Annotated in this window: 24 protein-coding genes; 18 read left to right on the forward strand and 6 right to left on the reverse strand. The window is 29.1% G+C overall.

The annotated features are described in order from the left end of the window. Positions 1-98 precede the first annotated feature (98 nt). Complete coding sequence (locus FRIFI_RS03050) at positions 99-3,905, forward strand: multicopper oxidase domain-containing protein (RefSeq protein WP_166504941.1); 3,807 nt, start codon at positions 99-101, stop codon at positions 3,903-3,905. 170 nt (positions 3,906-4,075) lie between these two features. On the opposite strand, the gene deoD is transcribed toward FRIFI_RS03050, so the two are convergent. Together deoD and FRIFI_RS03060 are read right to left on the reverse strand one after the other, a co-directional pair. Beyond that, entirely contained in the window at positions 4,076-4,783 is a 708-nt protein-coding gene (gene deoD, locus FRIFI_RS03055) for a purine-nucleoside phosphorylase (protein WP_166504942.1), read from the reverse strand. A gap of 38 nt (positions 4,784-4,821) precedes the next feature. Continuing rightward, positions 4,822-5,841, reverse strand: coding sequence for a BMP family lipoprotein (locus tag FRIFI_RS03060; protein WP_092927090.1), 1,020 nt, complete (start codon positions 5,839-5,841; stop codon positions 4,822-4,824). A gap of 231 nt (positions 5,842-6,072) precedes the next feature. Here FRIFI_RS03060 and FRIFI_RS03065 point away from each other — a divergent pair, with 231 nt between their 5' ends. Further along, positions 6,073-7,437: an amidohydrolase gene (locus tag FRIFI_RS03065; RefSeq protein ID WP_092927088.1), complete on the forward strand. Its 1,365-nt coding sequence runs from the start codon at positions 6,073-6,075 to the stop codon at positions 7,435-7,437. 85 nt (positions 7,438-7,522) lie between these two features. Here FRIFI_RS03065 and FRIFI_RS03070 read toward each other — a convergent pair whose 3' ends face one another. After that, complete coding sequence (locus FRIFI_RS03070; RefSeq protein WP_166504943.1) at positions 7,523-8,605, reverse strand: lysylphosphatidylglycerol synthase transmembrane domain-containing protein; 1,083 nt, start codon at positions 8,603-8,605, stop codon at positions 7,523-7,525. Between the two features lie 363 nt (positions 8,606-8,968). Here FRIFI_RS03070 and FRIFI_RS03075 point away from each other — a divergent pair, with 363 nt between their 5' ends. Together FRIFI_RS03075 and FRIFI_RS03080 are read left to right on the forward strand one after the other, a co-directional pair. Further along, positions 8,969-9,130: a hypothetical protein gene (locus FRIFI_RS03075; protein WP_166504944.1), complete on the forward strand. Its 162-nt coding sequence runs from the start codon at positions 8,969-8,971 to the stop codon at positions 9,128-9,130. A gap of 120 nt (positions 9,131-9,250) precedes the next feature. Further along, positions 9,251-9,442, forward strand: a complete 192-nt coding sequence (locus FRIFI_RS03080; RefSeq protein ID WP_166504945.1) for a small, acid-soluble spore protein, H family — start codon at positions 9,251-9,253, stop codon at positions 9,440-9,442. 90 nt (positions 9,443-9,532) lie between these two features. Here the strand turns inward: FRIFI_RS03080 and glsA are convergent, their stop codons facing one another. Beyond that, positions 9,533-10,459 (reverse strand): glutaminase A, encoded by a 927-nt coding sequence (glsA, locus tag FRIFI_RS03085; protein WP_166504946.1) that lies wholly within the window; start codon positions 10,457-10,459, stop codon positions 9,533-9,535. A 245-nt stretch (positions 10,460-10,704) separates the two neighbouring features. On the opposite strand from glsA, the gene sstT reads away from it, so the two are divergent. Then, a complete protein-coding gene (gene sstT / locus FRIFI_RS03090) occupies positions 10,705-11,925 on the forward strand; it encodes a serine/threonine transporter SstT (RefSeq protein WP_092927080.1) in 1,221 nt (406 codons plus the stop codon). Positions 11,926-12,056: 131 nt separating this feature from the next. Here sstT and FRIFI_RS15510 read toward each other — a convergent pair whose 3' ends face one another. Further along, entirely contained in the window at positions 12,057-12,152 is a 96-nt protein-coding gene (locus FRIFI_RS15510; RefSeq protein ID WP_416389773.1) for a hypothetical protein, read from the reverse strand. A gap of 205 nt (positions 12,153-12,357) precedes the next feature. After that, a complete protein-coding gene (locus FRIFI_RS03100) occupies positions 12,358-12,525 on the reverse strand; it encodes a (2Fe-2S)-binding protein (protein ID WP_092927076.1) in 168 nt (55 codons plus the stop codon). Positions 12,526-12,820: 295 nt separating this feature from the next. Here FRIFI_RS03100 and FRIFI_RS03105 point away from each other — a divergent pair, with 295 nt between their 5' ends. The 13 genes from FRIFI_RS03105 (at position 12,821) to FRIFI_RS03160 (ending at position 22,318) form a co-directional block, all read left to right on the forward strand. Then, positions 12,821-13,150, forward strand: coding sequence for a DUF1540 domain-containing protein (locus tag FRIFI_RS03105; RefSeq protein ID WP_092927074.1), 330 nt, complete (start codon positions 12,821-12,823; stop codon positions 13,148-13,150). Positions 13,151-13,160: 10 nt separating this feature from the next. Next, positions 13,161-13,340: a (2Fe-2S)-binding protein gene (locus FRIFI_RS03110; protein ID WP_166504947.1), complete on the forward strand. Its 180-nt coding sequence runs from the start codon at positions 13,161-13,163 to the stop codon at positions 13,338-13,340. Positions 13,341-13,612: 272 nt separating this feature from the next. Further along, on the forward strand, positions 13,613-14,032 hold the full coding sequence (locus FRIFI_RS15105; RefSeq protein WP_240294290.1) for a hypothetical protein: 420 nt from the start codon (positions 13,613-13,615) through the stop codon (positions 14,030-14,032). Between the two features lie 174 nt (positions 14,033-14,206). Next, a complete protein-coding gene (locus tag FRIFI_RS15110; RefSeq protein ID WP_240276131.1) occupies positions 14,207-14,350 on the forward strand; it encodes a hypothetical protein in 144 nt (47 codons plus the stop codon). Between the two features lie 237 nt (positions 14,351-14,587). Beyond that, positions 14,588-15,253 carry an N-acetylmannosamine-6-phosphate 2-epimerase gene (locus FRIFI_RS03120; RefSeq protein WP_166504948.1) on the forward strand — a complete coding sequence of 222 codons (666 nt, stop codon included), beginning with the start codon at positions 14,588-14,590 and terminating at the stop codon, positions 15,251-15,253. Between the two features lie 23 nt (positions 15,254-15,276). Next, on the forward strand, positions 15,277-16,773 hold the full coding sequence (locus tag FRIFI_RS03125; protein WP_166504949.1) for a PTS transporter subunit EIIC: 1,497 nt from the start codon (positions 15,277-15,279) through the stop codon (positions 16,771-16,773). A gap of 107 nt (positions 16,774-16,880) precedes the next feature. Continuing rightward, positions 16,881-17,735, forward strand: coding sequence for a MurR/RpiR family transcriptional regulator (locus FRIFI_RS03130; protein WP_092927066.1), 855 nt, complete (start codon positions 16,881-16,883; stop codon positions 17,733-17,735). 199 nt (positions 17,736-17,934) lie between these two features. Further along, positions 17,935-18,876 (forward strand): 50S ribosomal protein L11 methyltransferase, encoded by a 942-nt coding sequence (prmA, locus tag FRIFI_RS03135; protein ID WP_092927064.1) that lies wholly within the window; start codon positions 17,935-17,937, stop codon positions 18,874-18,876. 8 nt (positions 18,877-18,884) lie between these two features. After that, positions 18,885-19,637: an RsmE family RNA methyltransferase gene (locus FRIFI_RS03140; RefSeq protein ID WP_166504950.1), complete on the forward strand. Its 753-nt coding sequence runs from the start codon at positions 18,885-18,887 to the stop codon at positions 19,635-19,637. After that, positions 19,638-20,939: a tRNA (N(6)-L-threonylcarbamoyladenosine(37)-C(2))-methylthiotransferase MtaB gene (gene mtaB / locus FRIFI_RS03145; RefSeq protein ID WP_092927060.1), complete on the forward strand. Its 1,302-nt coding sequence runs from the start codon at positions 19,638-19,640 to the stop codon at positions 20,937-20,939. A gap of 223 nt (positions 20,940-21,162) precedes the next feature. Then, entirely contained in the window at positions 21,163-21,513 is a 351-nt protein-coding gene (locus tag FRIFI_RS03150; protein ID WP_092927058.1) for a histidine triad nucleotide-binding protein, read from the forward strand. Between the two features lie 153 nt (positions 21,514-21,666). Beyond that, entirely contained in the window at positions 21,667-21,846 is a 180-nt protein-coding gene (gene rpsU / locus FRIFI_RS03155; RefSeq protein ID WP_021125460.1) for a 30S ribosomal protein S21, read from the forward strand. A gap of 28 nt (positions 21,847-21,874) precedes the next feature. After that, a complete protein-coding gene (locus FRIFI_RS03160) occupies positions 21,875-22,318 on the forward strand; it encodes a GatB/YqeY domain-containing protein (protein WP_092927056.1) in 444 nt (147 codons plus the stop codon). Positions 22,319-22,354: the final 36 nt, after the last annotated feature.

Here is a 22,354-nt window from a genome sequence, read left to right on the forward strand (position 1 = left end):
CCTAAGGTTATAATATGTCAAAAAAACAATAAAAGTGTAACTGTTTGAAACTATATATCATATTAATATATAAACACATAATTAAGGGAGGAATATAGGTGTATAGTGATAACTTTGACAATATAACTAGAAAATTTAATGTTACAGTATTATCCATTCCGATTGTATATGACTTTTTTGGCGACTATGATCCAAATGGAATGATGTATATATTAAGTGAAGATAAAGGGAAAGTGAAAGAGAAGGCTTTGAAAAATTTCAACAATAAAGATCAAAAAGGAGATCCACTTCCAATACCTACAGAAGAAGTTCAACCTCTTACAATAAGGGCAAATGTCGGAGATACAGTAAGAATAGAGTTTGAGCACAATGAAAATAGAAGGTTATCAATTCATATGCAAGGACTTAAGTACAGAAATATAAAATCTGATGGTGCTAATGTAGGTTACAATGAAGACTCTACAGTTGGTCCAGGTGAAAAGATAATATATGAATGGTATGCAGATAGAGAAGGAATATTTTACTTTAGTGATATGGGAGATACTAGATTTAGTGAAGATGCAACTAATATACATGGCCTATTTGGAGCACTTATAGTACAAGCTAAAGGATCTACATGGACAGACCCTGTAGATGGATCTGAACTTCGAAGCGGTATATTTGCTGATATACACAATCCATTTAAGCCAAGTTTTAGAGAATATGCAGTGTATTTTCATGATGAACTTGAAGTTGTAAATAGATTTGGAAATCAAATAATAGATCCTCATACTAATCAACCAATGGCAGTAACTGCTATCAGTTATAGATCAGAGCCAATGGTAAATAGAGCTAATTTAATACCGCTAAAAGATAGAGGTATTAAATGTTGTAATCCTTTTAATCCAGAGGATAGCTGCAGCCGTACAGATATAATAGAGCCTAATCATATGCTAGTAGATGGTGAAGACGTTTCTATGAGCTCATGGACTTATGGAGATCCATCAACTTTTATACCAAGAGCATATAAAGGAGACCCCTCAAAATTTAGACTTATACATGGAGGTGTATTAGAAACACATGTATTCCATCTTCATACACATCAATGGAAGTTAGAACCAGATGATCCGAATTCTACTATAATAGACTCTATATCAGTAAGCCCTCAAGAAAGTCATACTATAGATATATTACACGGAGCAGGAAGCTTACCTGGGTCTATAGGAGATCACATATGGCATTGTCATTTATACCCTCACTTTCATGAAGGAATGTGGTCTTTATGGAGAGTATTTGATAGATTAGAAACAGGCAAAGATGTAATACTTGAAAATGGAGAAATCATACGTCCACTATATCCAGATGGAACTTATATAAAAGCTCTAAATCCTTTACCAGATAGAGAAAAACCACCTAAAAAAGATTTAGACCATCCAGGGTATCCAGGGTTTATAAATGGAGTGTTTAAAGAAAGGGCAAAACAGCCGCCTTTAGGAATACTTAATCAAAACGGTCAAAATAAAATGTGCCCAACTGATATTGAAAGAGCAAACCTTTCGAAGGATGTTACTAGAGGAGCTTTATACACTCAACCTTGTCCAGATACAAGTAAATGCTACTTTAAAGAGCCAGATGCTATTTTTGAACTATTTGCACTACAAGCAAAATTGATATATAACAATGCAGGGTGGAATGATCCATATGGAAGATTTTATGTTATGAAAGAGCAAATAGAAGAATATACAGGACATAAGATGACAGATGAAAATAAAGAAAAGTTAGCTAAAATGTATGTAGCTGGAATAGAAAATGAAGAGATTAATGTAGAGCCATTAGTTATAAGAGCTAATGAGGGTGATTGTATAGAAGTTAGACTTACTAATTTCTTACCAGAAACATTACCGAAAACAGAATTTCAATTAGAAACTTTAACTGATAATGTAGGCTTTCATATACATTTAGTTAAGTTTGATGTTATAGCTTCAGATGGTGGTGCAAATGGATATAATAATATGGCTTCTGTTTTTTATGGAGAAACTATAGTAGAAAGATATTATGCTAATGAAGAATTAAATGCTTGTTTCTTCCACGACCATCTTAATCCAAATTCACATCAACAACATGGAGTGTTTGGAAGTCTTATAATAGAACCTAAAGGATCCACATACCATGATCCGAAAACAGGTAATCCAATAAAATATGGGACAAAAGCAGTAATAAAAACACCTTCAGGTAGAACTTTCAGGGAGTTTGGATTATTTGTTCATGACTTTGCATTACTATTTGATAAAGATAAAAATCCATTAAATCCACCGCCATTTTCAGGGTCACATGATGATCCAGGTGTTATGGGCATAAATTATAAATGCGAACCCTTAAGAGAAAGATTAAATGGTAATGACCCAAATCATGTATTTAATGATCCAGCTTATGTATTTAGTTCTAACGTACATGGTGACCCAGTGACACCATTACTAGAAACATATCCAGGAGATGAAATTGTAATAAGATTATTAGATGGAGCACAAGAAGAGCAACATGCATTTAATATAAATGGAATGAAGTGGAGAAAAGAAATAACAGATAAAAAATCACCATTAGTTCAATCTCAAACATTAGGAATATCAGAAGCATTTAATATAAAAATAACAGATGACTATAAAGCAGGTGATTATATTTATTACTTTGGAGGACAAGATGATTTCTGGTTAGGTTTATGGGGAATAATAAGAGTTTATAAAGATAAAACTGAAAAATTATTGCCTATAGGTAATAATAATAATTGTATAAATAATATGGATACAATGAAAAATAAAAATATAATCACTAGAGAGTTTCATATAGCAGCCATCCAAAAAGATATACTATATAATAATTTTAAAGATCATGATCCAGATGGATTGTTATTTGTGCCATATGAACACAAAGATGCTATAATTAATGGAACGATGGAACCAATTCCATTAATATTAAGAGCAAATAAAGGTGAATATATAAAAGTAACTTTAACTAATTTATTCACTAAACCAATACCATACCAAGATTTTCCAGGAGTACCAGTGGATAAAGAAATTAAGCCGTCTATGAGGGTAGGAATTAGCCCACAATTTTTAAAATTTGATCCAATAAATAGTAGTGGTATAAATATAGGATATAACGATGTAGATCAAACTGTAGGACCTGGAGAAAGTATAGAATATTTATGGTACGCAGATGAAGAATATGGAACTTGCTTATTATCATCATTTACAGATATAAGAAATCATAGATATCATGGTTTATTTGGAGCAATAATAATAGAGCCAGAAGGATCACAAATACGTAGTTCTAGCAATAATGGATATAAAAACAATTATAAAGAACAAGTAACAGTATATGTAGATGGAAATGAACAATTTAGAGAGTTTGTAATGTTTATGCACAATGGAATAAGACTTTTGGATGCACATGGTAATTTAATAAAAACTAATCAAGTAAATGAAGATGGTGAAGTACCTGAACCAGTAGATTTTGAAGATAGAGGTGAAAAAGGATTTAATTACAGATCAGAAAGATTTTTTAATAGATTAAAATATAATCCTAACTATGATATATCAAAAATATTTAGCTCTAAAGTTCATGGAGATCCAGCTACACCAATATTTGAAGCTTCACCAGGAGAAAAAGTTATAATAAGACTTCTAATGCCAGCCGATAAGCCTAGAAATACTTGCTTTGTACTTCATGGACATGAATGGAAAGCCCAACCAGAAGACCCATTTACAAGAATCATATCAGCTCAAGGAGCTATGAATATAGGAAATGTGTTTAATATAGAATTACTAAATGGAGCATCCATGATACCTGGGGACTATTTATATAGATCTGGGCTTATAAGATGGGATATAGAATCAGGTATGTGGGGTATATTTAGAATTAATAATTAATACGTAAAGTCATATCTCAATTAAAAGATAGTCTTCATAAAATTAAATTAAAAAGCTATATAAACTTAAAGTTTATATAGCTTTTTAATTTAATTTGAAATTGATTGTAAAAATTTAGGTATTATATCATGATTGTAGTGCTTAAAGAAATAATTTCATAGATAATAACATTAAGCTAATTCTAAAGCAATTTCCATCATTTTAGTAAAAGCAGTTTGTCTTTCCATAGCAGTAGTAGCAATACCTTCAAAAGGTAAATCAGATATTGTTAACATACATAATGCATTAACTCCTGCACGAGCAGCGTTCATATATAAAGCAGCAGCTTCCATCTCAACAGCTAATACATTCATCTTACTCCATGATTTTAATGCATCTAAACCGCCGTCGTTGTAGAAAACATCACTAGAGAATATGTTACCGACTACTGGAGTTATTCCCTTTTCTAAAGCTATATCATGAGCTTTTTTTACTAACTCAAAACTAGCTATTGGAGCAAATGTACCAGGTAAATTATACTGAGATCCGTAATTTGAATCAGTACAAGCTGCCATACCTATAACTATATCATGTATTTTTAGATTGCTATTTAAAGCACCAGCAGAACCTATTCTTATAAGATTTTTAACACCATAAAAATGTATTAATTCATAAGAATATATTCCCATAGAAGGTCCACCCATACCAGTACCTTGAACTGATATTCTTTTACCTTTGTAATATCCTGTATATCCGTACATTCCCCTAACCGTATTATACTCAACTGCATTTTCTAAAAAATTTTCAGCTATAAATTTAGCTCTTAATGGATCTCCAGGTAAAAGTATAGTTTCAGCTATATCTCCTAAATTTGCAGCGTTATGTGGTGTTAATCCCATGTCTAAATCCTCCTAAAATGTCATATATATTTTAAATATTATTTTCTATTATCATATTCCTTTTGGTTAACAGGAATAGTTATTTCTCCCTTTTTCACTTTTTCAGTTTGTTCTTTAACAAATGCTAAAATTTCTTCATTAACATTTTTCTCAGTAGTAGGAGCTATTCCAACTCCATCTTCATTAATTCCGAAAACACTTATTTCCCCACCTTTAAAATCTCCGTTAACTAAATCTTTAACCGTATTATATACTACCATATCAACCCTTTTAATAGCAGAAGTTATAACATTGTCAGGTGCTAAAGAGTTTTGGTCTTTATCAACACCTATTGCCATTTTATTATTTTCTCTAGCAGCTTCTATAGCCCCCGAACCAGTATCTCCAGCTGCTGTAAATATTATATCTACATTATTTGAATGCATTTGATTAGCAATAGCTTTTCCTTTAGCCGCATCTGAATAAGTATCTGCATATTGTCTTAAAACTTTAGTACCCTTTCCTGCATCATCAACACCTGCTAAGAAACCATACTCAAAACTTTCTATTATTGGATTTTTAGTACCCCCTATAAAACCAACAGTATTAGTTTCAGTTTTCATACCAGCTATTAATCCTACTAAATAAGATGCTTCTTCAGCATTAAACATTATAGAGTTTACATTTGCTGGTTGCTTTTCATAAGAATGATCTATAATAGCGAATTTTTGATCTGGATAGTTTTCAGCAGCTTCTCTTATAGCTTCATCCATTTGAAAACCTATACCAATTACTAAGTCAGAATCATTATCTACAGCTGTTTCAACATTTTGAGCATAATCAGACACTTGTTTAGATTGTATGACTTCAACATCAACTCCAAGCTCTTTTTCAGCTTTTTGCAGTCCTTCCCAAGCTGATTGATTAAAAGACTGGTCATTTATACCACCTAAGTCAGATATCATAGTTATCTTTAAAGTATCAGATTCTTTACTACCACTACTTGAACTACATCCCACAAGAGCAAAAGACATCAATGATAAAACAACCCCTGCTGTCAATATTTTCTTAAACCTCATATTTTACCTCCAATGTTCATTGATTGATTTTATTTTAATATAAAACTTATATAAAATACAACAGTTTTTTATAAAAAAATACAAAATATGATATACTAATAAAAAATATTCAATAAGTATGATGTATTAAATAAAAATAATAAATAAATAAATCGTATTTTAAGTTTAAAATATTGAAAAATGTTCGTAATTAATATATAATTTTAAAAAATGAGAAAAAGGGAGTTTATTATGAAGCAGATACTTATAAAAAATGCATATTTGATAACAATGAATGGACAAAGGGAAGTTTATGAAAATGGCAAACTGTTAATAGAAGATAATAAAATAAAGGCAGTTGGAAATTTTGATGAAAGTATAGTAAGTTCTGGTGCAGAAGTGTATGATGCAAAAGGGAAAATACTTATGCCAGGATTAGTAAATACTCATGTTCATTTGTCTCAACAACTAGGCAGAGGAATAGCAGATGATGTAAATTTATTAACTTGGTTAAGAGAACGAGTATGGCCTTATGAAAGTAGTTTTGATTATGAAGATTCATTAATATCATCAACAGCTTGCTGTATAGAATTAATACGTTCAGGAGTAACAACTTTCTTAGAATCAGGCGGACAATATGTAGATGCAATGGTAGAAGCAGTAAATAAAACAGGAATAAGAGCATGTTTAGCAAAATCAGTAATGGATGAGGGGGAAGGATTACCTAAAGCATTTGATAAAGCTGCACAAGAAGAATTAGATACACAAGAAGAGTTATATAATAAATATAACAATACATCTAATGAAAGGGTAAAAATATGGTTTGCTCTTAGAACAATATTTAATAACTCTGATGAATTAATACTTAAAACTAAACAATTAGCAGATAAATACAAAACAGGTATACATATGCATGTTGCTGAAATAGAAGATGAAGTTGAATTTGCAAAGCTTAGAGCAGGGCTTACAACAGTAGAACATCTAAATAAATTAGGAGTGCTAGATAAAAATTTATTGGCTGTTCATACAGTATGGTTAACAGAAAGAGAAATAGAGCTATTTAGATTCTATGATGTTAAAGTTTCACATAATCCAGCAGCAGCTATGAAAGTAGTATTAGGGTTTGCATCAGTACCTGAAATGTTAGAAAAGGGAATACCTGTATCAATAGGAACAGATGGAGCTCCGTCAAACAATAGAATGGACATGATGAGAGATATGTACCTAACATCATTAATACATAAAGGTAGAACGTTAAACCCAGAAGTTGTAAATGCAGAGACAGTATTAGAAATGGCTACTATAAACGGTGCAAAGTGTGCATTATTAGAAAAGGAAATAGGAAGTCTTGAAGTTGGTAAAAAAGCAGATATGATAATACTTAACCCAAACACTATACATTCACTGCCAATGCATAATCCAATAGGAAATATAGTATACTCTATGAGTAGTGAAAATATTGAATCAACAATATGTGATGGTAAGTGGTTAATGAAAGAAAAAGAAATATTAGTATTAGATGAGGTAGAGCTTTTAGAAAAAGTAAAGAATCAAGCAGAAAAAATAAGAAAAAAAGCTAATATAAACTTAACAACTAACTTTAAAGTAATAAAATAAATATGATAAATTAATAAATTATGTAATTTTAAATAAATATAAAAATCCAACAGTAAAAGCTGTTGGATTTTTATATTAGAATCTACTACTTACTAGTAGCCGTGTTCATTTTATACTTTGCAAATCTAAGCCATAATCTTATTTTTCTAAATACATTACCTTGAGATAATATAGTAAATAATCCACAAACTATTAAAATAAAATAATATACAAATATTCCATATAAGAATACAGAATAACCAATAATAGCTTTAGAGAATATACCACCAAATATTGTAAAGAATGCTATTTCATTAGCACCAACATTGCCTGGTGTAGGCATAGCAGAAACCGCCATATATAAAAAGACTTGTAGTGACAGCATATAAAAATAAGAAGCACCACTTAATCTAAGAGCTTTATATATACAAAATGCTATACTAAAGTAAATAGTAAGCTGAACAATTGTAAGTAATGTAGATTTAAACAAAGCTTTCTTATCCTTTATAAAGGATTTGATGGAAAAATTATACTCATCTATAAAGCTATTCACTTTTGGTCGTTTGTTATCTAAAAATTTTAAAAATTTAATTTTACTTAATAAATTAAAAATAAAGTGAACAAACTTTTTAGTTTGAGTTGGTCTATAAACTATAAAAAATCCGAAGCATAAAGTAACTATATTAAGAGACATACCCATAGCAATGAAAGTAAGTACAGGTTTTAAAGTAGATTTAAGAACATCTACATTAAAAGCCATTAAAAAAATACAATATAAAGTTACCATAATTTGATATATAACAGTTTTATTAGAGACAACTGCAACAGCTTTGCTAGCTGATATATTAGATTTTGATAACTCATAAACTTGCATAGGTTGACTACCAGATGCCATAGGAGTAACTAAGTTATAATAAAGACCTAATATACCTACTTTATATCCTAAAAATTTGGTTTTAGCTCCATGTATAGAGTTTATTATAACTCTTAAAATATAACCTTCTAAAATTATATATGAAATCATTAATAAAAATCCAACAGCTATATACTTATAATCAATTACTTTTAAAATATCAGATAAAATATTTATATCTAATGTACTAGCGACTAAATAAGTGGTTACTGTCATTAAAAGGATTAAAAAAATGTATTGCAAAAGATTTTTAGGCTTTTTACTTATTTTTTTCATAATACCACCCCTATTTAAAAATGTCTATTTTCAACTCTTTTAATTAAGTTCGAAATAAAAAATAGTATCTATCAAATTTACAAAAAACTATTAAATTTGTATATAAGTGATTTTTTATATAACAATAAAAAATCACATTTATCTTGCAATAAATCTCTTTGAATTCACCAAAGTTTATCGAATGTAAGTTATATATATATTATACATATAAAAAAGGAATTACAAATGTATATATCAACTAAACTTATAATAGTTTCATATAAAGCGATATGCAGATGGTAATATTAAAATATTAGAAGGATAAATCATGGATAAATAGAATAAATTTTGAAAAAACTAATGTAAAAGTTTTTAGGAGGAATTATGCTAAAGAAACATAATTGTTTACAAGTTATAGAAAATACTTATTTAAAAGAAACTAAAATTATAAAGGCAAGTACCCAAAAAGAGCTTCAAGAAAAGATAAATAGACAAGTAGAGTTATGGAATGACAAAGAGATTTATTTAAAGCAGCAGATGAAATAAAAGTATACTGGAATATGATTAAACATATTAAAGATATATATAGGATTATGATATGTATGTAAGAATAAAATAATTTAAAAATGAAAAACTAAGACTAAAACAACATTTAGGAGGAACATCATGCAATTAAGAAGAGCAGCAGAGATAATGAACTCAAAGCAAAAGGAAAATATCGTAGTATATTATCAAAATGAGCCAGTAAATATAGTTAGTCTTAATAGTAATATAGGAACTGCATATGTTAAATCAATAAATAATAATAGAGGTTTTGATATTTTAATAGAAGAGCTAAGTGAGAAAAAACAACAATAGAGAAAATTAATAGATTACATAATAATCTATATGCTTAACATACAATCATAAAAAGATGCTTAAAATAATTATTTTAAGCATCTTTTTAATTTAATCAAATATATCTAAAACTAGCTCGTTAGACAACTGTTGTAAAATCTTAACACCAGCAACACTATTACCCATAGCATCAAGTGAAGGTCCAAATACACCTATTCCCATTTTATTAGGTACAGTAGCAAGTATACCACCGCCAACACCAGATTTAGCAGGTATTCCAATATGTACTGCAAAATCACCAGATTCATCATAAAGGCCACAAGTAACCATTATAGACTTAACAATAGTACAAATATCTCTAGGTATAATCATTTCGCCAGTAAAAGGACTGACTCCTTTGTTAGCTAAAATAGCCCCAATCCTTGCCAAATCTATAGCAGTAACAGAAATAGAACATTGTCTAAAATAACAGTCTAAAACATCTTCAACATTATCAATTAGGCCATGCCCCTTCATGTAATAAGCTAAAGACCTATTTATATCACCAGTTCTTTTTTCAGATAAATAAATATCTTCAATTACATGAATATTAGGATTGTTAGTTAACTTTCTAGTAAATTCTAATATTCTATTGGTTTTCTCATTACTATTTTTACCCATTATAAGTGAATTAACAATAATAGCACCTGCATTTATAAATGGATTAGATGGATAAGGCTTATTATTTATTTTCATATTAAGAATAGAATTAAAAGCAAAACCACTAGGCTCAACCCCTATTTTTCTAAAAACATACTGTGGTGAATTATCCATCATAGCCATTATAAGAGCTATGACCTTAGAAGTACTTTCTATTGCAAAAGATTTATTATAATCTCCAGCAAAGTATTCCTTACAATTGCAATCTCTCAAATCTACAATAGCTACACCAAGCTGGTTTTCATCAACTTCAGCAAGTGCTGGTATATAGGTAGCTACATGACCATTTTTTATGTATTTTTTGTTTTCATTAACTATTTTGTTTAGTAAATCAAACATAAAAATCGCTTCCTTTTTTATAAAATTTGTTATTAGTAGTGTACTTACCCTAAAGCACATCAAAAAAACATATCTAAAAATTCAAAAAATATTATAAAAATTAACTATTACCAAATTTAGAATCTATACAATCAAATCATTACTTAACTTTATATATAAAGTTAAAAATAAATAGAATAGGATTAGTAAAAAAGCATATATACTCTATAAGAACTAAAAATAGAAGAAAGAAAAAGGGGGAGATCATGAAGGGTTTAATAAACAAATGGAATAAAATAAGTTTGGTAAAAAGAATATTAATAGGACTGATAATAGGAATAATACTTGCGCTTACAGCTAAAGACATAGCAAGTCCAATAGTGATTTTTGGTTCTTTATTCGTAGGGGCATTAAAAGCAGTAGCACCAATTCTTGTATTTTTCTTAGTAATGTCAGCGATATCTAGCCATGAAAAAGGTCAGCAAACAAATATGAAATCAATTTTAGTACTTTATTTGTTAGGAACATTTTTAGCTGGATTAACAGCAGTAGTGGGAAGTTTTATATTTCCAACAACATTAACATTAGTAGAGGGAGCTAAAGATGTTGTACCACCAGAAGGTATAGTAGAAGTATTAAAATCATTACTAATGAATGTGGTTGATAATCCAGTAAGTGCACTTTTAAATGCAAATTATATAGGTATATTATCATGGTCATTAATGCTAGGATTAGCTTTAAAAAATGCCTCAAGTTCAACAAAATTAGTAATATCAAATGTATCAGATGCTCTATCAACGGTTGTAAGGTGGATAATAAATTTTGCACCACTTGGTATAATGGGATTGGTATTTAATTCTATAGCAACACAAGGAATAGAATCACTTCTTAGTTATGGACATTTGATAGTAGTATTAATAGGATGTATGGCATTTATAGCATTAGTAGTAAATCCTATAATAGCTTATGTATACATGAGAGAAAATCCATATCCTTTAGTGTTTAAATGTTTGAAAAATAGTGGAATAACCGCATTTTTCACAAGAAGTTCAGCTGCAAATATACCAGTAAACATGAAGCTATGTGAAGAATTAAATTTAAATAAAGATACATACTCAGTATCAATACCACTAGGAGCAACTATAAATATGGCAGGAGCTGCTATAACAATATCAGTATTAACATTAGCAGCAGTCAATACTTTAGGAATAGAAGTAGATATGGGTATGGCATTATTGCTTAGTTTAATGTCAGCAGTAAGTGCTTGTGGAGCATCTGGAGTAGCAGGAGGGTCACTACTTTTAATACCTCTAGCTTGTAGCTTATTTGGTATATCAAACGATATAGCAATGCAAGTAGTAGGAGTAGGATTTATAGTAGGGGTTATACAAGATTCTTGTGAAACAGCACTAAATTCTTCTACGGATGTGCTTTTTACAGCTGTGGCAGAATATGCTAAAAATAGAAAAGAGAAAAAAGGAGCATAAAAATAAAACTTAAATGAGCGTAATTTATATATTTAAAATGTATTTATACTAAATTAGATAGAAAATAAAAAAGAGGATACTTATCCTCTTTTTTATTTAAATAAATTAAAGTATGTTTTAGATTACATAAACTAACTAGCAAAATGTATAACAGGTTTATTAATATATGTAAAAGACTTTAAAGTATCTGAATCTAAATTTTCTTTGAACATATCAATAGCAGTTATTTGACTGTTGTTGTAAGTAGTATAGTAATAAACTCCAGTATCCTAGCACATACAAGCTTTATATAAAGTTATATCATTTATTGTTAAATTATTATATAAATTTTATAAACAAATAATTAAACTTAAAAATACAAAAATAAGAAAACAAAAAAGTGCTTAATTTAAGCACTTTTTTTGTATGAGTAATATTTTTAAGATTTATTTATTATTTTTCTTTTAAGATTTCTTCTATAGAAGATACACATCTACCACATCCAGTAGCTGCACCAGTAGCATTTTTAATATCTTCTACTGTTTTAGCGCCTTCTTCTATAGCTTTTTTTATATCTAAATATTTAACTTGTTTACAAAAACATACTGTTTTATTTTCCATTTTAAATTCTCCTTTAAACTTTAATATATTCTTACAATTGTAGATACCCAAGGAAAAGGTGTTCAATCATAAAAATTAAAATATTATGTCTTAAAAAGTTATTGCATCTATGTTTATATAATTAGCATATGTTATTTATTTTAAAGTATGAAACTTCTAATAAGACATCTAAATTATAATCTATACAAAAGAAAAATAAAGTACAGAAAAGATTTTTAAGTAAACAGTTGTATAATACTTTTTAAATTGTTAAAAATAATCTTAGTTTAAAATATAAAAAGAAGGATGAGTATATATGAAAAAAATAAGTTGTAGTGTAACAAACTGTGCTCATAATTGTCAAGATACTTGTTATGCTAATCGTGTAAATATAGGTGGACAAGGAGCAAAAAATACAGAAGAAACATGTTGTGGTTCTTTCTTAGACAAAAGACATTACTCAACGTTAATAAATAATGCAAGTGAAGGTAAAAATTCAAGTAATGCTTGTGATTGTTTAATATGCAATGTAGCTACATGTACATATAACAATAACAAATTATGCAATGCAGATGTAGTACAAGTAAGTGGAGAAAATGTAAACTTATATATGGAAACAAAATGTTCTACATTCAAGCAAAAATAAGGAGGAAAATATGAGTGAAAATATAATATGTCTATGCAAAGGCATAAGTGAGGAAGCAATAGTAAAAGCTATAAAAGAAGGAGCAACAAGTATAGAAGCTGTAAAAGAAAAGACTGAAGCAACAACTGGTCCATGTAAAGGCAGCAGATGTATTTCTAAAATTGAGGAATTAATAGAAAAACATAAATAAAGAAAAAAATCTTAGAATTACTAAAATACTCCATATATTTTTATATTAAAAAATATATGGAGTATTTTTATACTAAAAAATATAAGTTAAAGGTAGTATATATTTTATTTATGTGCGCATACAAGCTTATAGTAGATTATTAAAAAATAAAGTATAATATATATGATTATTAGTTAAGGATGTGTAAAAATGAATGTAATAAAATATGATGAGACAATCCAAGGTTGGTAAACTCTATTGTATGTGCGATAGACATACTAGGATTTTCACAAATGATAGTGAATTCCTCTAAAAATGGATATGGGAATAATCTACTAACAGAAATAAACTACCTTATAAATAAAAATAAACAATGTATAATACCTAATAAATACAGTAAAGGTAAAATAAAAATATTTACGGATAACATGGTAGTGGCCTATCCTATAAAAGGGGATGGAGAAAAAGAACTAGATGAAATATTAGAAAATGTAGCAGAGTATCAGTTTAACCTATCCTTAGAAGGACTTTTCGTTCGTGGTGGTATAAGCATGGGGGACTTTTATATAAATGAAGATAAAGTTTTTGGATCAGCGCTATTGGATGCTCACAACACAGAAAGTAAGATTGCTTGTTACCCAAGGATTATATTAGATAACAATACCGTATCAAAAGTACAAACTTATATGAACCATTATGATGTAGCACCTTAAAAAAATAAAATACTTATAGATAATGATGGAAATTGGTTTTTAAATTACTTAAATACTATATTTAAATATTATACAGAGTGTAGTAATGAATATGAATTTGAGAGAGTTCAATATGAATTATTACTTAGACATAAAAAGAAAATAGAAGAACAATTATTTATAAATAGAGAAAACATGAGAGTATGGGACAAGTATGTATGGACTGCAAATTATCATAATTATTTCTGTAGTATACATTTTCCTAAAGAAAAAGAATTAGAAATATCTAGAAAAGATTTACTTTCGTGGCCAAGGCAAATATCTAATCAAGATACATAAGAAAAAAGCTGTCTAAAAGAAGTTAAAATACTTTTAGACAGCTTTTTATATACAAAGAAGATAATACTCACAATTGAATTTAATATAGATATTTTGATTAATTTCAAAAATGAAAATATTTTTCTAAAATATAAATAATAGACTGAGAAAAATAATAAAAAAAGAAAAAAACTTGCAGAAATAAAAATGATATGATAAAATTTGAACATAAAAAACGATTGCGAAGAGGGGGAGACGATGTTTACACAAATAAAAGGAAAACTTATAGTATCGTGTCAAGCCTTAGAAAATGAACCATTACATAGTTCATTTGTAATGGGAAAGATGGCAAAAGCAGCTAAAGAAGGTGGAGCAGTAGCTATAAGGGCACAAGGCGTGGAAGATATATTAGAAATAAAAAAAACAACTAATTTACCAATAATAGGAATTATAAAAAGAAATTATAGTGATTCAGAAATATATATAACACCTACCAAAAAAGAAGTAGAAGAACTTTCAAAGACAAAATGTGAAATGATAGCAATAGATGCTACTGATAGAGTTAGACCAAATGGTGAAATTTTAAAAGATTTAATAGATTATATACATAGCTTTGATATTTTAGTAATGGCAGATATATCAACATATGAAGAAGCCTTAAATGCTCAAAATCTAGGGTGTGATTGTATATCGACAACATTATGTGGATATACTTCTTACTCAGAAAACCATGAAGGTCCAAATTTAGAGCTTATAAAAAAATTATCAGATGAATTATATATACCAGTTATAGCAGAAGGAAGAATAAATACACCAAAGGATTTAAAGGATGTATATGAAAATGGGGCATTTTCAGCAGTAGTAGGTTCAGCTATAACTAGACCACAACTTATAACAGAAAAGTTTGTAAATGCTATAAAGTAAAATCATATAAAGGGGAGACAAATATGTTTAAATACTTACAAAAAGTAGGAAAGTCATTTATGCTACCTATAGCAATATTACCAGCAGCAGGTTTACTTTTAGGAATAGGAGGAGCATTATCAAATCCAAATACTATAAATGCTTATCCATTTTTAAATATACCGTGGCTACAAGCAATATTTACTATAATGTCATCAGCAGGAGACGCTGTATTTGGAAATTTAGCATTAATATTAGGAGTAGGATTAGCAGTAGGGTTAGCTAAAAAAGATAAGGGAACAGCGGCATTAGCGGCGTTGGTAGGATACGTTATAATGAATGCATCTATAAAAGCAATGCTTGGAATATTTACACCAGATGCACCAGCAATAGATACTGGAGTTATAGGTTCAATTGCAATAGCATCAGTTGCAGTATGGCTACATAATAGATACAATAACATACAATTACCAGCAGTACTTGGTTTCTTTGGTGGTTCAAGATTTGTTCCAATAGCAACAGCATTTGCATCAATATTTGTAGGAGCGATATTCTTTATAGTATGGCCAACATTCCAAGGTTGGTTAGTAGTATTAGGTGAGAAGATAGCAGTACTTGGGCCAGTAGGAACATTTTTTTATGGGTTCTTAATGAGAATTTGTGGAGCAGTAGGACTTCATCACATGATATATCCAATGTTTTGGATGACAGAGCTTGGAGGAGTAGCAACAGTAGCAGGAAAGCAAGTAGTAGGAGCTCAAAATATATTCTTTGCACAATTAGCAGATCCAAATCATGTAGGGTTATTTACAGAAGGAACAAGATTCTTTGCAGGTAGATTCGCAACAATGATGTTTGGGTTACCAGCAGCATGTTTAGCAATGTATCACTGTGTACCTAAAGAAAAAAGAAATTTAGTAGGTGGATTATTCTTAGGAGCAGCTTTAACTTCATTTGTAACAGGTATAACTGAGCCAATAGAGTTTATGTTCTTATTTATATCACCACTTTTATATGTTTTCCATGCAGTACTAGATGGTATATCTTTCTTTGTGGCAGACATATTAAACATATCAATAGGTAATACTTTCTCTGGCGGTATAATAGATTTCACATTATTTGGGGTATTACAAGGAAATGACAAAACAAATTGGATGTTAGTAATACCAGTAGGATTATTATGGTTTGCAATATATTATGTGTCTTTTAGATTCTTTATAACAAAGTTTAATATACCAACGCCAGGAAGAGGAGACGATGAAGTTGAAGAAGTTAAAGTAACTGATAAAGATTCTTTAAAGGACGATGCAGTTGTTATAATAGAAGCATTAGGTGGAGCAGAAAATATAGAAGAAGTTGATGCATGTATAACAAGACTTAGAGTATCGGTTAAAGATGTCAATAAAGTAGATAAAGCTACAATTAAAAAAATAGGAGCAATAGATGTATTAGAAGTTGGTGGAGGAATACAAGCAGTATTTGGAGCCAAAGCAGTTTTATATAAAAATATAATAAATGATATATTAGGAACTAATGAATAATTTATATAGTTTCTAAATACTTAAAAGGTGTATAATATTTTATACACCTTTTAATATTAAAAATAATTAAAGGAAGTTAAAGAATTATTATAAAAAGGGCTGGTTAAATGAGTATAATAAATAAATTAGATGATAAAAATTTAAAATTTACTAAATCAGAAAGACAAATAATAGATTACATAAAAAATGATATGGAAAACTTTTCATATAAATCTATATCAGAAATAGCTAAAGATAATAATATTGGAGAAGCTACTATAACTAGATTTGCTAAGAAGATAGGGTTTAGTGGATTTCAAGACTTTAAGGTAACCTTAGCACAAGAAGTTACGAATATCCAGAACAAGCATATAATAGATAGCAGTATAGATAATAAGGAACATGCAAGAGAAACTGCTAAAAAGCTTTTACATAACAACATATATGTTTTAGAAAATACAGCACAAATAATAAACTATGAAGATATTCATAAGTGCTCAAAACTAATAAGAGAAGCAAATAAAGTGTATTTTGTTGGAGTTGGATACTCTGGAATAATCGCACAAGATATTAATTATAAATTTATGAGGATAGGGATAAATTGTAATTACTTTAGTGATAGTCACACTATATTAATGATGTCTTCTTTAATGAAAAAAGGAGATATAATAGTTTGTGTATCTCATACAGGAGAGACAGAAGATATAGTAAGTTCAGTAGAAATGGCGAAGAAAAATGAAGCTACTGTAATTTCTGTAACTAATGATAAAGATTCTAAGGTTAGGAGTTTATCAGACATATGTTTATCGTATATTTCAAATGAAGGAGTATTTGAAAGCGGTTCAATGTATTCAAAACTTGCTCAGATGTTTGTATTGGATATTATATATACACAAGTAGTCAAAGATATGGGTGGTATAGCACATGACAATAAATTAAAGACAACAGAAGCTATAAAAGGCAAATATACAATATATAGGTAAATATGCTAATGTAAATTAGGGCAAGAATTTTCTTGGCCTTTTTTAATATTATAAAATTAATTAATAATACTTTCAAAGAAAACTACTTTTAAAAATTAATTTTCTTTAAAAGTATAAAAGATTATTTTTAAAGATAATACTAAATATGATATAATAAAATTTACGTAAAAACAGGAACTCTAAAAGGATGGTGTAGTACATGAAATGGACTGAAATAACAATAAAAACTTCAACAGAAGCAGTTGAAGCTATAACTAATATATTATACGAACACAATGTAGGAGGAGTATCTATAGAAGATCCTAAAGACTTCAAATTCCAAAAGAAAAATGAATTTGATTGGGATTTCGTTGAAGAAGAAATATTTAATAGTGGATACGACGGAGTAATAATAAAAACATACATAACAGAAGAAAGAGATGTAAGTGAAGATATTAAATCTATAAAAGAAAGAATAGATGGATTAAAAGAGTTCGGTATAGATGTAGGAGAAGCAATAGTTGAATTATCATACGTTGATGAAGAAGACTGGGCTAATGAATGGAAAAACTACTACAAGCCAACTAAAATAGGAGAAAAAATAGTAGTAAAACCAACTTGGGAAGAATATGAAGCTGGTGATGAAGACCTTATAATAGAGCTAGATCCAGGTATGGCATTTGGGACAGGAACTCACGAAACTACAAGCATGTGTATAAGAGAATTAGAAAAATACGTTAAGCCTGAAAGTAAAGTATTTGATATCGGATGTGGAAGTGGGATACTTGCAATAGCGGCTGCAAAGCTTGGAGCTAGAGATGTACTAGCAGTTGACTTAGACGAAGTAGCAGTTAAAGTATCTAAAGAAAATATAGAACTTAACAATGTATCTAAAAGTGTTAAAGCACTTCACGGTAATTTAATGGAAGTTGTAACTGATAAAGCTGATATAGTAGTTGCAAACATAATAGCAGATATAATAAAATTATTAGCTAAAGATATCAAAAACTTTATGAAAGATGATGCAGTATTTATATCTTCAGGAATAATACATGCAAAGGTTGATGAAGTTAAAGAAGCACTAGTTTCAAATGGATTAGAAATAGTACATGTAGAATCTTTAGGTGAGTGGAATGCTATAGTATCTAAAATAGCTAAGTAGGTGAAATTATGGATAGATTTTTTGTAGAAAAGAAAAACATAAACCTAGAAAATAACACTTGCATAATAGAAGGTGAAGATGTAAAACATATATCAAAAGTTTTAAGATGTAGAGTTGGAGAATGCCTAGAAATATGTGACAATGACAATAATGAGTATATAGCAGAGATTTCGGGTATATCTAAAGAAGAAGTAACTCTAGATATAGTAGAAACTATAGATATAAAAAGAGAATCAGACCTTAAAGTAAGGCTATACCAAGGGTTACCAAAAGGTCCTAAGATGGAAATGATACTTCAAAAGTTAACAGAAGTTGGAGTGGATGAAATAATCTTAGTACAAACTAAAAGAAGTGTAGCCAAAGTTGATGATAAAAAAGAAGACAAAAAAATAGAGCGTTGGGAAAGGATAATATACGAAGCTGCAAAGCAAAGTAAAAGAGGAAAAATACCAACACTTAGAGGCGTTTTAAGTTTCAAAGAAGCATTAGCTGATATGAAAAATAATGACTTTAATATAGTTCCTTATGAAAATGAAAGAACGAAGTCTATAAAACAAGCTATAAAAGATATAGATATAAATAATATAGGAATATTTGTAGGCCCAGAAGGTGGATTTGCAGAAGAAGAAATTAAACAAATAGAAGATATAAATGGTCAATCGGTATCTCTTGGACCTAGAATACTAAGAACTGAAACGGCATCAGTAGTAGCATCTTCTATAGTTTTATATGAATTAAGTGACTTAGGAGGACAAGCATAAGTGAAAAAAGTAGCATTTTACACATTAGGTTGTAAAGTAAATCAATACGAAACAGAAGCTATGCTTGAAATGTTCAAAAAAGATGGATATGTTCAAGTTGAAAGCGAAGACTATGCAGATGTTTATGTTATAAACACTTGTACAGTAACACATATGAGTGATAGAAAATCACGTCAATATATAAGAAGAATGAAAAAGAAAAATCCAGACGCAATAATAGCAGTTGTTGGATGCTATTCTCAAGTATCACCAGAAGAAATACTTGAGATAGAAGAAGTAAACTTAGTAATGGGTACTAACGAAAGAAGACAAATAGTTGAAGAAATTAAAAAACTAGATGCATCTCAAAAAGCTAGTACAGTAGATGATATAATGAAGGTAAGAGCCTTTGAAGAAATAGAAATAAATCAAACAAACGGAAAAACTAGAGCATTTATGAAAATACAAGATGGATGCGATAGATTTTGTTCCTACTGTATAATACCTTATGCTAGAGGTGGAAAAGTAAGAAGTAGAGATTTAGAAAGTATAGTAAATGAAGCTAACAAATTAGCAGATAAAGGATACAAAGAAATAGTTCTAACAGGTATACATGTTGCATCTTATGGAAAAGATGTAACAGATGCTAATATGAATTTATTAACTGTTATAAAAGCAATAGATGAAATAGAAAACATAGAAAGAATAAGATTAAGTTCAGTTGAACCAGTATTATTCACAGAAGAGTTTGTTGAAGAAGTTTCTAAAATGGACAAAGTGTGTCCTCACTATCATTTATCATTACAAAGTGGATGTGACGAAACACTAAAGAGAATGAATAGAAGATATACAACTAAAGAATACAAAGAAATAGTTGATAGATTAAGAGCACATATACCTGATGTTGCAATAACAACAGATATTATAGTAGGTTTCCCAGGGGAAACTAATGCAGAATTTAGTGTAACAAATAAATTCTTAGAAGAAATAGAACTTTCACAAATGCATGTATTTAAATATTCACCAAGAAAAGGGACACCAGCTGCAACTATGGAAAATCAAATAGATCCTCAAATGAAGCAGTTAAGAAGTGATAAGCTTATAGCTTTAGGTCATACAAACTTTAAAAAGTTTGCATCAAAATATGAAGGTAAAGAAGTAGAAGTACTATTTGAACATAGAATGAAGGATAATAAATTTGAAGGATTAACAACTAATTATATAAGAGTTATAGTTGATAGTGAAAAAGATATACAAGGTCAAATACTTAAAGTTAAGATAACTAAGGTTAATGATGAATTTGTAGAAGGAATTTTAGTATAATATGTAGAAATATAAAATGACTTAAAAGAAATTATGGCTATTTATAAAAACTGTCATAATTTCTTTTAGTACATTTAATTAAATACAGTATATATTAAAAAAATTGCGTAATACGCGTTTAAAGGTTTGTGTAAGGCATTTTAAATAATAGTAGGTAAAATATTATATACAAATAGATTAAGTAGCCTAAAAAGTTAAATAATAAACAAAAAGGAGAAATATTATGAGTTGCATATTCTGTAAAATAATAGATGGAGAAATACCATGTTCTAAAGTTTATGAAGATGATAAAGTATTAGCATTTAATGACATAAATCCAGTAGCACCTATACATATATTAGTAATACCAAAAGAACATTTTGATAGTTTAATAGATATATCTGAGGAACAAATGGACATAATGGCGCATATACATAAGGTGATAAACAAAATAGCTAAAGAACAAGGCTTTGATAAAGATGGTTTCAGAGTTATAAACAACTGTGGCGTAAATGGAGGTCAAGAAGTAAAACATCTTCATTATCATATACTAGGTGGCCAAAAATTACCGATGTATGAAGCTATGAATAAGTAAGAAAAATTTAAAAAATTCTTCTTAAATAAAATACTTGAAAAAAAATAAAAGTAGTTTATAATAAACAAAGTGTGAGGTTATAATACATATAAATGTTATAATCTTTGTTATAGACACAGCAGAATTCGCACTATCGGAGGGAGGGAAAATGAAATGTCAGAAGTAAGAGTAAGAGAAAACGAAACATTAGACAGCGCGTTAAGAAGATTCAAGCGTTCATGTGCAATGTCTGGCATCATGTCTGAAGTTAGAAAAAGAGAGCACTATGATAAGCCAAGCGTTAGACGTAAGAAGAAGGCAGAAGCTGCTAGAAGAAAAAACGCTAAGAAATAGTTAAAAAAGAAATAAAGAGGTGAGGGTAATGTCCCTTAAACAAAAGTTACAAGAAGATTTAAAGTCTTCTATGAAAAATAAAGATACAGTAAGAAAATCTGTGGTAACTTTAATAAGAGCTTCTATAAAGCAATTCGAGGTTGACAATAGAGTTGAGCTTGATGATGAAGGCATTATAGATATAATAGCTAAGCAGTTAAAACAGCGTAGAGATGGTTTAGCTGAGTTTAAAAAAGCTGGAAGAGAAGACTTAGTAAGTGAAGCAGAGGCTGAAATCGAAGTTTTAAAAGAGTACCTACCTCAACAGTTAAGCGAAGAAGAGCTAAACACAATTATAAAAGAAACTATATCTGAAGTAGGAGCTACTTCTATGAAGGATATGGGAAAAATTATGTCAGTTGTTAGACCTAAAGTTAAGGGAAGAGCTGATGGAAAACTAATAAACGAGTTAGTGAAAGCTAACTTACAATAGATAGAAAAACCTAGAGACTAGTCTCTAGGTTTTTTA

This window comes from Romboutsia hominis, assembly GCF_900002575.1.
Lineage (GTDB): Bacteria > Bacillota > Clostridia > Peptostreptococcales > Peptostreptococcaceae > Romboutsia_C > Romboutsia_C hominis.